Below are 9671 nucleotides of genomic sequence, written 5' to 3'. Positions count from 1 at the left end.
TGAGGCAGCACCTGGCACGGCTGGGACGGAAGTCGCTGTCGTTCTCAAAATCGGTGGAGCTGCATGACAAAGTCATCGGGCATTATCTGAACATAAAACACTATCAATAAGTTGGAGTCATTACCCCCAATACGTTATTTATCGTTTTTATGGCAATTGCCAATGTTCATTTTGATGAATATCTATTGGTCAGAAAAAATTTATTGATAAGTTCTAAATCGATTAAACCGGAATCTCTCGACGATATCCTTGGCGATATTCTGAAAAAAGAGACAACGATAACCTCTTTTTTAAATATGCCGACGTTATCATTGAGCCGAACCGAATCGAGTATGTTGCGAATGTGGATGGCAGGTCAGGGAACCATTCAAATCTCTGACCAAATGAATATCAAAGCCAAGACCGTTTCATCGCATAAAGGTAATATTAAACGTAAGATCAAAACGCATAATAAACAGGTTATCTACCATGTCGTCCGACTGACGGATAATGTGACTAATGGTATTTTTGTCAACATGCGCTAACACATTCTGACTGGTGGTTTCCCACCAGTCAGGCTGAATAAGATTACTCTGCTTTCTCCACAAAGATACCGTCCTGATGCCCTGCTTCATTAAAGAACCAGATGCCGAGCGGGTAGTCTTCCAGCGAAACCAGGTACATTGTGCCTTCACTAAACTCCTCAACTGCCAGTACCACGCCAGGACGACGCGGACCGCCATCCGTTTTGACTGTTACCCGATCATTCACCTTCATCGTTTTCCTCCTGTGGCTTTGTGCCAGTGTAGAACAATTTCGTTTTTCTGGCAGCGCCAGGCGCGCGCGAGTGCTGATTTTCTCGACGGTCTATACTTAAGAGATGCCAGGCGGACTTAACGACTGGCGGCAACAACAGAGTAACGGTTGCGAGGAAAGATGATGAAAACCGCAAAAGAGTACAGCGATACCGCAAAACGTGAGGTCAGCGTCGATGTCGATGCCCTGCTGGCGGCGATCAATGAAATTAGCGAAAGCGAAGTTCATCGCAGCCAGAACGATTCTGAACACGTTAGCGTCGATGGACGTGAATATCATACATGGCGTGAATTGGCGGATGCCTTCGAACTGGATATTCATGACTTCAGCGTCTCTGAAGTGAATCGTTGAATGCACAATAAAAAAATCCCGACCCTGAGGGGGTCGGGATGAAACTTGCTTAAGCAAGAAGCACTTAAAAAATTCGTTACACCAGGAAATCTGATGTGTTCATCACCTTATCCGCAATTTTTTTCGCTGACAAGAAAATATTCGCTATATGAATGATTAACGCTACTTATGAATAGAAATGTGACGCACGTCACCCCTTGGTGGCTCTGGCGTCAGCGGGATCGCTCCCGAAAAAATCATCTTTGATAATTTGTGCTGTTTTGAGAATCATCCTGGTAAGGGGAGAACTGCGCGACCATGTTTTCAATTCAACAACCACTACTGGTTTTTAGCGATCTTGATGGCACCCTGCTGGACAGTCATAGTTATGACTGGCAACCAGCTGCCCCCTGGCTCAGCCTTTTACGCGAAGCGAATGTTCCCGTCATTCTCTGTAGCAGTAAAACTTCAGCGGAAATGCTGTACTTGCAAAAAACGTTGGGGCTACAAGGGTTACCGCTGATTGCCGAAAATGGCGCAGTGATCCAGCTTGCTGAACAATGGCAGGATATAGACGGTTTTCCACGCATCATCTCAGGTATTAGCCATGGCGAAATCAGCCAGGTTTTAAATACGCTACGCGAGAAAGAACATTTTAAATTCACAACTTTTGATGATGTCGACGATGCAACCATCGCCGAATGGACGGGATTAAGCCGTAGCCAGGCGGCGCTGACGCAGCTGCATGAGGCGTCGGTAACGCTAATCTGGCGCGACAGTGACGAGCGTATGGCACAATTTACCGCTCGTCTGAACGAACTGGGCTTACAGTTTATGCAGGGTGCGCGCTTCTGGCACGTCCTGGATGCCTCTGCCGGAAAAGATCAGGCTGCCAACTGGATTATCGCGACCTATCAACAATTGTCAGGCAAACGCCCAACCACACTTGGCCTGGGCGATGGGCCAAACGATGCGCCCTTACTGGAGGTAATGGATTACGCGGTGATTGTGAAAGGGCTAAACCGTGAAGGGGGGCATCTGCATGATGAGGATCCGGCCCACGTCTGGCGAACGCAGCGTGAAGGACCGGAAGGATGGCGTGAAGGGCTGGACCATTTTTTCTCCGCCCGTTAAGCGTTATCGCTCGCGAATACCCGATTACGCCCAGCCTGTTTAGCGAGATAAAGCCGACGGTCGGCCAGTGACTGGAGTTGTTCAAAATCATAATCACCGGTTTCCTCGCTGCTACTTACCCCCAACGAGGCACTGATGCGTATCGTCGTACTCTTGGCAATCAACATCTCTTTTTCATTTAACTTCAGGCGAATACGTTCTGCGACTTCCGCAGCCTCCGTCAGACTCGCGCCTGGCAGAATCACACAAAACTCCTCACCACCGACCCGCCCGGCAACGTCCTGCGCACGCAAGGAACTGCTAATTAATCCGGCAGCATGAGAAAGAACACGGTCGCCCGCCTGATGACCAAAGCGGTCATTAATCGCTTTAAAATGGTCAAGATCGACCTGAATGACAGAAAAAGGATGTTGGTGCGTCTGACACAATTTAGCGAGCGGACGGGCTTTTTCGAACAGTGCGCCACGATTATATAAACGGGTTAAGGTGTCGTGCCACGCCTGCCACTGCAACGAGCTTTGTAGAACATACATGTTGCTGACCATCCGGCGAATCACATACCAGGAGATGAGTAACATGGTGGTAAAGAGCGCCCACAGCAGGGTTAATGCAATGCTGATACTGCCGAAATCGCCGCGCACGCCTTCGCTTAACGTATGGACGCGCACCAGCACACCGTCGAAATGGTTCAGACGTTCCCAGCTAACATAGCGACTGTCCATACGAATGCCGCCCCGCGTGTCATGTTCCATTGCCTGCGCCAGCAAGGCCAGTTCACGAGGGTCAAAAATATTCCCTGTTGGATGGTCAGGATTGGAAGAGGTCAAAAATCTCAGCTTACTGTCATAGAGCTGATACTCACCATCGAGGTTTTTATCGATGGCGTTTCTTAAAAATTGCTGCATGGTACGCACGGGAATACTCATCCCCAGCACGCCATACCAGTAGTTATTACTGTCTACCGGAACACTGACGGTAACCTGCGGTTCAGTATTGCTGGCGTGTTCCGGTTGCGAAGTGAACCAGCGTACCGCGCGGTGACGATTTTCTCGTTGCGAATGGCCGATAAACCAGGGTTGGGTGACATAGCCGTAATAACGCGTTGGTACATTGCGCGTAAACAAGGTCGGCTGCGTCGAAACGTAAAATCCGGCACGCGAGACATACATCGCCTGTTCAACCATCGACGAGGTGTTGTGCGCCAGTCGCAGCAAGTAACCAACTTCCAGTGCAGCGGTAATTTCATTGTCGAGGCTTTCATTTTCGCGAGACAGGAGATTCCCCTCGCTGACTAATGCATCCGATACGCCATTGACTGACAGGGTGCGTCGTCGGTTGAGTTCGATTTGCCAGGCGTGCTCGTCGCGATGCTGTTCGAACTCGGTTACAGCATCACGCAGAGAGGTGAAATCCAGTGGCGCTACGAGAGCTTCGCGCATGCCATTACGCAAAAAGATCAGTTTGTCGACGTTATACTGCAAATGCTTATCGAGCGCGTTGGCTACGTTTTCCAGATGATTACGCTGGCTGGAGATATAGGCATCTTCCAGCACTACCACTTCACGCCAGGTCAGCAAGGTGGAAAAAAGCAATACCACGATAAAGCAGAGATTAACGACATGACCAGGCCCCAGGCGGCGTGCGAGTTTTTTCAACCAGCTCTGGTTTTCCATTTTTGTCTCGTGCTGCACCCTGACGACTCCCAACCTGCTTTTTTATGATTCTGGCATAACCTGGCGATAGCGTACCGCAAAACAGCGATAATTTTATAATGGTGGCATGATAAGACGCGACTATCATTCATTGCAGGCATTGGCACACCAGGCCGGATGTGATCCGGCCTGGTGTTAATGATACCCTTTCAAACTTCTTCCGCAGAACGACTCCCCTCCCCCGGAACAAGCTCGGTTTCATGAAAAGCTTCCCGCTTGACCCCGTAACCGTCATACCAACGACACTCAACCATACCGCTGGAGTATCCAGTGACAATCATCCGCGGGCCGCCCTCTTTAACCGTAACTTCCTCACTAACCATAAAGCTCATACTCGCCTCCTTTTTTCGAGTGAAACTTGTTCACCTTAGTTGAAGATGGCGAATTTTGCATAATAGCCTGTGCGAGTATTAATGTGCCTGACCGCGTATTTTCGCTACGGCTTTCACTCCCAGCACCACGATGCCGCCGATGATAAATCCAAGAATCAGATTTAAAACAGTCGGTAATATCATCGCCACCACTGCACTTTGCTGCCCGGCGAAATGTTCAATGGCGTGATGCAGCGGCGCAATACCATGTACCACAATCCCGCCGCCGACGAGGAACATCGCCAGCGTGCCGACAATCGATAATGCTTTCATCAACCAGGGCGCAATGATCAATAACCCTTTACCTAATGCCTGCATCAGCGCGCTGGATTTTTCCGCCAGCCAATACCCCAGGTCATCAATCTTAACGATAACCCCTACCAGACCGTAGACGCCCACGGTCACTACCAGCGCGATGCCTGAAAGCACCAGCACCTGATTAAGCAACGGCGCTTCGGCCACAATCCCCAGCGTGATGGCGACGATTTCCGCAGACAATATAAAATCGGTACGAATCGCCCCTTTTATTTTGTCCTTTTCAAACTTCAGCGGATCCTGCGCCGCCAGCTTCTCCAGACGCTGCTGGCTCTGCGCCGGATCTTCTTTATGTTTACGCGCCTCCAGCATATGCAGCACTTTCTCTACTCCTTCAAAGCAGAGAAACGCGCCACCAATCATCAACAGAGGCGTAATCGCCCACGGGATAAACGCACTGATGATCAGCGCCAGCGGCACCAGAATCACTTTATTAATCAGCGATCCTTTCGCCACGCCCCAGACCACGGGAAGTTCCCGGTTGGCCCGCACGCCTGAAACTTGTTGCGCATTGAGCGATAAGTCATCCCCTAATACACCGGCGGTTTTCTTCGCCGCCAGTTTGCCCATCACGGAGATATCGTCCAGCAGTGTGGCGATATCATCGAGCAACGTCAGTAAACTACTCCCGGCCAAAAGCATTCCCTCTCATTTTTATTGTTGAAGGGTGTAAGTATGAAGCAAAAACGGCAGCTCTGATACTTGCTTCACAGGTCAACATTTTTTTAACAATCAAGTGCAATTATATCTCTCGCCAGCAGAATGATTTTCACGTTTACTATGACCCACCTTTTTATTTCCACCGTGAGGGATTATGCGTTTCCGCCAGTTGTTACCGCTTTTTGGCGCGCTGTTTGCGTTGTATATAATTTGGGGCTCAACCTATTTTGTCATTCGGATTGGCGTGGAAAGCTGGCCTCCGTTAATGATGGCAGGCGTGCGATTCCTGGCAGCCGGTATTTTATTGCTGGCATTTTTGCTACTGCGCGGACACAAACTCCCCCCGCTACGTCCGCTGCTTAATGCCGCGCTGATTGGCCTATTATTGCTGGCTGTCGGTAATGGCATGGTGACGGTTGCCGAACATCAAAATGTTCCTTCCGGCATCGCCGCCGTAGTGGTTGCAACCGTGCCCCTCTTTACCCTGTGCTTCAGCCGCCTGTTTGGCATTAAAACGCGCAAACTGGAATGGGTGGGTATTGCCATTGGGCTTGCCGGAATCATCATGCTCAATAGCGGTGGAAATTTAAGCGGCAATCCGTGGGGCGCGATTCTGATTTTAATCGGCTCGATTAGCTGGGCGTTTGGCTCGGTTTATGGCTCGCGCATTACCTTACCTGTAGGGATGATGGCGGGTGCGATTGAGATGCTGGCGGCAGGCGTGGTGTTAATGATCGCGTCGATGATTGCAGGTGAAAAACTGACGGCGCTCCCTTCCCTTTCAGGCTTCCTTGCGGTCGGCTATCTGGCGCTGTTTGGTTCGATTATCGCCATCAACGCTTATATGTATTTAATCCGTAATGTCAGTCCGGCTCTCGCCACCAGCTACGCCTACGTTAACCCGGTGGTCGCGGTCTTGCTGGGTACGGGACTGGGCGGAGAGACGCTGTCGAAGATTGAATGGCTGGCGCTCGGCGTAATTGTCTTCGCGGTGCTACTGGTCACGTTGGGAAAATATCTCTTCCCGGCAAAACCCGTAGTTGCGCCAGTTATTCAGGACGCATCAAGCGAGTAAATGAATCCCCTGCGTGTCGATCTGCGCGCTGGCACCTTCGCCGCAGATCCACTCTTCCAGACGCTCGGTAAGCGCTTCATCCGTCAGCTTCTCGCGCCCACGTAATGCACACTCCCAGACAATCAGTACGCGCCAGCCGAGTTCCTGCAAACGACTGATATCGCGGCGATCGCGTTCAACATTTTTACCTATCTTCTCCAGCCAGAACTCGGTTCGAGTCGCAGGCACTTTAAACAGATAGCAGTGATGATGATGCCAGAAGCAGCCATGGGTAAATATCACGCAGCGATATTCATCAACGACAAAATCCGGGCTTCCGGGCAGACTGGCGTCCTGAACGCGAAACGCCAGGCCCTGCCCGGTTAACAGACTGGCGAGGCGCTTCTCAATCGCCGTATCACGCGTGGCAATCGCGCGCATATTTTTGCTGCGAGTGGCCTTATCGTGAACGTCGGCCATGTTGTGCCTCTTGCTGACGCAACGCCACCGCCTGTTTGATTTTTGGCTCAAGCAGTTTTGCCACCGCGGCAAAGACCGGCACGACCACCGAGTTACCGAACTGGCGATAGGCCTGAGTGTCCGAAACCGGAATGCGGAATTTCGCTTCTCCCGGCGCTTCAAAACCCATTAAGCGCGCGCATTCCCGAGGCGTTAACCGACGTGGACGATGTTGCTGATTCAGCGGATCGTCAAAATCTTTCTCACCCGTGGCCATATCCCAGCCGCGATCGATTAAAATTTCCGCGCCATCTTTGTAATAACGCGCAGACAGCGTACGCGTGACGCTTTGCGGATTGTTCGGATAAACCATTCCATAACCGAAGCCGTTACCGCGCGCCTGATGTTTTTTCGCATATCGATAGAGGTACTTCCACAGCACCGGCGTCAGGATATATTTCGCCTCGACCATCGGGTCCAACAGCTGCGCCAGCGTCACTCGCTGTGCAGGGAAACATTCGCTGATATCACGCAGAGTAAAATCGGCTTTCAGATTAAGATCGCGACGAAAACCCACCAGCACGATGCGTTCACGGTGCTGCGGCAGAAAATGTTTACCATCGATGATTTTCGGATCGTCCGGCCCGTTATCTTCTGCATCAGCCACGTCATAGCCCAGTTCGTCCAGCGTCTGCATGATGATGCGGAACGTTTTACCCTGGTCGTGACTTTTCAGGTTTTTGACGTTTTCGAGCACAAACATCGCCGGACGACGCGCGTCGATAATGCGTACCACATCAAAAAACAGCGTGCCCTGGGTATCGCAGGCAAAACCGTGCGCCCGCCCGAGCGAGTTCTTTTTCGATACGCCAGCCAGCGAAAATGGCTGACAAGGGAAACCGGCCAGTAAAACATCGTGTTCAGGAATGTGTTGACGAATATGTTCCGCCGCCGCCTCATCACTCACGCCTTCTTTATGGCTGAGGGTGATATCGCGGATATCTTCATTAAAATGATGCGTCGCCGGATCGCAATAATGGTTGGCTTTATAAGTGCGTACCGCATGTTTGTTCCATTCGCTGGTAAACACGCATTGTCCGCCAATCGATTCAAAACCGCGACGGATGCCGCCAATTCCGGCAAATAGATCGATAAAGCGAAACGCATAATGCGGATGATGTGCCGGTGGTTTGGGTAACAACGTTTGCAGATGGGCGAACTCTTTCTCACTTAAACGGTGCCATGCCGAGTCATTCGCCAGCGCACGTTTTAAAATTGCCGCGCTCCAGTGATTCTCACCCACACCATTAAGCTGCGCCACCAGCGTTTTAACATCATAAATTTGCAGCAGTTTCTCCAGCATTGCCTGTGCGGCATTCCCGGTGCTGTATGAATCGGTTACTGATATATTTTCCTGCATAGATTTAACCGGCCATCTGAGATGGCCGACAGGTTAACATAATTACAGCCATTTAGGGCCAAGCGCTTATCCCGCGGGTGAAAACGCATCTATCACCTTGTGATCGACACCTTCATTCTCCCCCGCCAGTTCGGCACTGAGCTTCGCCATAAACTCGACTAAAAAATGCGCGTTGTGCTGCGCCAGCTGCTTGCCTCTTGCGGTTTGCATGGTTTGCGGTAGCTTCAGCAACTTAGTCTGGAAATGATCCAGCGCGTAGCGTTTATCATCAAGCGGGCGATGCTGTGCGAACGGATCTTCACCATCAAACAGCGCCACGCCCAATGCCCCTGAAACGGCAAACACGCGCGCCAGGCCAATCGCCCCCAGGGCTTCCAGCCGATCCGCATCCTGGACGATTTTAGCTTCCGTTGTTAAGGGGGCGATTTGCGCGCTGAAACTGTGAGCGGCAATGGCATGACAAACGGCCTCGATTTTCTCCGCCGGAAATTGCTCGAACTCTTCACGGAGCAGGCGACGCGTCTCTTCTGCCGCCAGGATTGAAGAACGCTGCCTTTGCGGATGATTTTTCGCCAGGCTCACAATATCGTGAAAATAACAGGCGGTTAAAATCACCAGCATATCGACATCGTCATCTGCCGCCAGCTTCTGTGCCGTAGCCCAGACGCGGCGAAAATGACACACGTCATGGGCCGCGTCCTGGTGCTGATGATGGTTTTTCAACCAGTTTTCGAACTGTGCCTGCCAGTGTTGTAAGTCCATACGCGCTCCGTTGCCAAAGAGTCGCCACCTTAGCAGTTTTTATTCATAGCGTCTGCTACGTGCGGGACGAGGTCGGGTGTACCAGGCAATGCTGCCTAACAATGCCCCGACCAGAGCCATAAATAAAAATCCGACCAGTGCCCCTAACCACTTTCCCGCGGTAGAGCCTAAATCGCTTTCAAATCCCGACACGGGGGCATCGGGGATCCGGCTCATCACCCAGATGTAACGCGCCATTGCCCAGACGAAATAGCCACACCATGTATAGAAAGCCCACAAAGCCGGTTTGCCGCCAGGGCTGCGAGAGAGTCTCTCTTCCATCTTTGTCGAACCGTATTCCATTTTGAGATAACCCGGAAAATTCAGACTTAGTACTATTATGTGATAAAAGTCACATTTTTCCACATTGGATGAGCCAGTCAAGACTCAATCATTTTTTGAACAAATAGATAAATTTTGCGCAACGGCAGTGAATACAGGAAAAATCGTTTTGAGCGATTTTATTTATCTTTGATACCGGCTTTATTAATTCATTTAATCAGGTGATGCTGCCAACTTACTGATTTAGTGTATGATGGTGTTTTTGAGGTGCTCCAGTGGCTTCTGTTTCTATCAGCTGTCCCTCCTGTTCAGCTACTGACGGGGTGGTGCGTAACGGC

General features: G+C 50.8%; 13 protein-coding genes and 1 pseudogene. 6 read left to right on the top strand and 8 right to left on the bottom strand.

What is annotated here, in order from left to right:
• A partial coding sequence (locus K0778_RS23950) for an IS1 family transposase (protein WP_019725171.1) occupies positions 1 to 110 on the top strand: 110 nt, incomplete at its 5' end.
• Between the two features lie 15 nt (positions 111 to 125).
• A pseudogene (rcsA, locus tag K0778_RS23945) lies at positions 126 to 524 on the top strand (transcriptional regulator RcsA); the annotation flags it as partial.
• Positions 525 to 567: 43 nt separating this feature from the next.
• Here the strand turns inward: rcsA and dsrB are convergent.
• Entirely contained in the window at positions 568 to 756 is a 189-nt protein-coding gene (gene dsrB / locus K0778_RS23940) for a protein DsrB (protein ID WP_000867217.1), read from the bottom strand.
• A gap of 162 nt (positions 757 to 918) precedes the next feature.
• On the opposite strand from dsrB, the gene yodD reads away from it, so the two are divergent.
• Positions 919 to 1146 (top strand): peroxide/acid resistance protein YodD, encoded by a 228-nt coding sequence (gene yodD / locus K0778_RS23935; RefSeq protein WP_000844800.1) that lies wholly within the window; start codon positions 919 to 921, stop codon positions 1144 to 1146.
• 297 nt (positions 1147 to 1443) lie between these two features.
• Positions 1444 to 2259 (top strand): mannosyl-3-phosphoglycerate phosphatase-related protein, encoded by an 816-nt coding sequence (locus tag K0778_RS23930; RefSeq protein WP_153449136.1) that lies wholly within the window; start codon positions 1444 to 1446, stop codon positions 2257 to 2259.
• Here K0778_RS23930 and dgcQ read toward each other — a convergent pair.
• The 3 genes from dgcQ to K0778_RS23915 all read right to left on the bottom strand — a co-directional run bounded on the left by dgcQ (position 2256) and on the right by K0778_RS23915 (position 5299).
• Positions 2256 to 3950 carry a cellulose biosynthesis regulator diguanylate cyclase DgcQ gene (dgcQ, locus tag K0778_RS23925; RefSeq protein WP_001403091.1) on the bottom strand — a complete coding sequence of 565 codons (1695 nt, stop codon included), beginning with the start codon at positions 3948 to 3950 and terminating at the stop codon, positions 2256 to 2258. The genes K0778_RS23930 and dgcQ overlap by 4 nt on opposite strands.
• 170 nt (positions 3951 to 4120) lie before the next feature.
• Entirely contained in the window at positions 4121 to 4303 is a 183-nt protein-coding gene (locus K0778_RS23920) for a YodC family protein (RefSeq protein ID WP_000009307.1), read from the bottom strand.
• 78 nt (positions 4304 to 4381) lie between these two features.
• Complete coding sequence (locus K0778_RS23915; protein WP_000922682.1) at positions 4382 to 5299, bottom strand: DUF808 domain-containing protein; 918 nt, start codon at positions 5297 to 5299, stop codon at positions 4382 to 4384.
• A 172-nt stretch (positions 5300 to 5471) separates the two neighbouring features.
• On the opposite strand from K0778_RS23915, the gene yedA reads away from it, so the two are divergent.
• The gene (yedA, locus tag K0778_RS23910) at positions 5472 to 6392 is read left to right on the top strand and encodes a drug/metabolite exporter YedA (RefSeq protein ID WP_001212222.1); all 921 of its coding nucleotides are present in this window, start codon (positions 5472 to 5474) and stop codon (positions 6390 to 6392) included.
• On the opposite strand, the gene vsr is transcribed toward yedA, so the two are convergent.
• From vsr to drpB, 4 genes are all read right to left on the bottom strand, one after another.
• Positions 6381 to 6851: a VSPR family DNA mismatch endonuclease gene (gene vsr / locus K0778_RS23905; protein ID WP_000786008.1), complete on the bottom strand. Its 471-nt coding sequence runs from the start codon at positions 6849 to 6851 to the stop codon at positions 6381 to 6383. The two genes, yedA and vsr, sit on opposite strands and share 12 nt — an antisense overlap.
• A complete protein-coding gene (dcm, locus tag K0778_RS23900; RefSeq protein ID WP_001157239.1) occupies positions 6832 to 8250 on the bottom strand; it encodes a DNA-cytosine methyltransferase in 1419 nt (472 codons plus the stop codon). Before dcm ends, vsr begins: the two co-directional genes overlap by 20 nt.
• A gap of 66 nt (positions 8251 to 8316) precedes the next feature.
• Positions 8317 to 9012 carry a phosphohydrolase gene (locus K0778_RS23895; protein ID WP_000365561.1) on the bottom strand — a complete coding sequence of 232 codons (696 nt, stop codon included), beginning with the start codon at positions 9010 to 9012 and terminating at the stop codon, positions 8317 to 8319.
• Between the two features lie 39 nt (positions 9013 to 9051).
• Positions 9052 to 9333, bottom strand: coding sequence for a cell division protein DrpB (drpB, locus tag K0778_RS23890; RefSeq protein WP_001372217.1), 282 nt, complete (start codon positions 9331 to 9333; stop codon positions 9052 to 9054).
• A gap of 275 nt (positions 9334 to 9608) precedes the next feature.
• Here drpB and K0778_RS23885 point away from each other — a divergent pair.
• A partial coding sequence (locus K0778_RS23885; protein ID WP_001676991.1) for an IS1 family transposase occupies positions 9609 to 9671 on the top strand: 63 nt, incomplete at its 3' end.

The sequence above is a fragment of the Escherichia sp. XD33 genome, from assembly GCF_019375075.1.
GTDB classification, from domain to species: domain Bacteria; phylum Pseudomonadota; class Gammaproteobacteria; order Enterobacterales; family Enterobacteriaceae; genus Enterobacter; species Enterobacter flexneri_A.
Note: the sequence above shows the minus strand (reverse complement) of the source record. Positions and strands in the feature narration are given on the sequence as shown.

What these genes read in the sequence shown, in the direction of transcription:
- dsrB (WP_000867217.1), bottom strand. Translation starts at nt 756, where the DNA reads ATGAAGGTGAATGATCGGGTAACAGTCAAAACGGATGGCGGTCCGCGT.
- yodD (WP_000844800.1), top strand. Translation starts at nt 919, where the DNA reads ATGAAAACCGCAAAAGAGTACAGCGATACCGCAAAACGTGAGGTCAGC.
- K0778_RS23930 (WP_153449136.1), top strand. Translation starts at nt 1,444, where the DNA reads ATGTTTTCAATTCAACAACCACTACTGGTTTTTAGCGATCTTGATGGC.
- K0778_RS23920 (WP_000009307.1), bottom strand. Translation starts at nt 4,303, where the DNA reads ATGAGCTTTATGGTTAGTGAGGAAGTTACGGTTAAAGAGGGCGGCCCG.
- K0778_RS23915 (WP_000922682.1), bottom strand. Translation starts at nt 5,299, where the DNA reads ATGCTTTTGGCCGGGAGTAGTTTACTGACGTTGCTCGATGATATCGCC.
- yedA (WP_001212222.1), top strand. Translation starts at nt 5,472, where the DNA reads ATGCGTTTCCGCCAGTTGTTACCGCTTTTTGGCGCGCTGTTTGCGTTG.
- vsr (WP_000786008.1), bottom strand. Translation starts at nt 6,851, where the DNA reads ATGGCCGACGTTCACGATAAGGCCACTCGCAGCAAAAATATGCGCGCG.
- dcm (WP_001157239.1), bottom strand. Translation starts at nt 8,250, where the DNA reads ATGCAGGAAAATATATCAGTAACCGATTCATACAGCACCGGGAATGCC.
- K0778_RS23895 (WP_000365561.1), bottom strand. Translation starts at nt 9,012, where the DNA reads ATGGACTTACAACACTGGCAGGCACAGTTCGAAAACTGGTTGAAAAAC.
- drpB (WP_001372217.1), bottom strand. Translation starts at nt 9,333, where the DNA reads ATGGAAGAGAGACTCTCTCGCAGCCCTGGCGGCAAACCGGCTTTGTGG.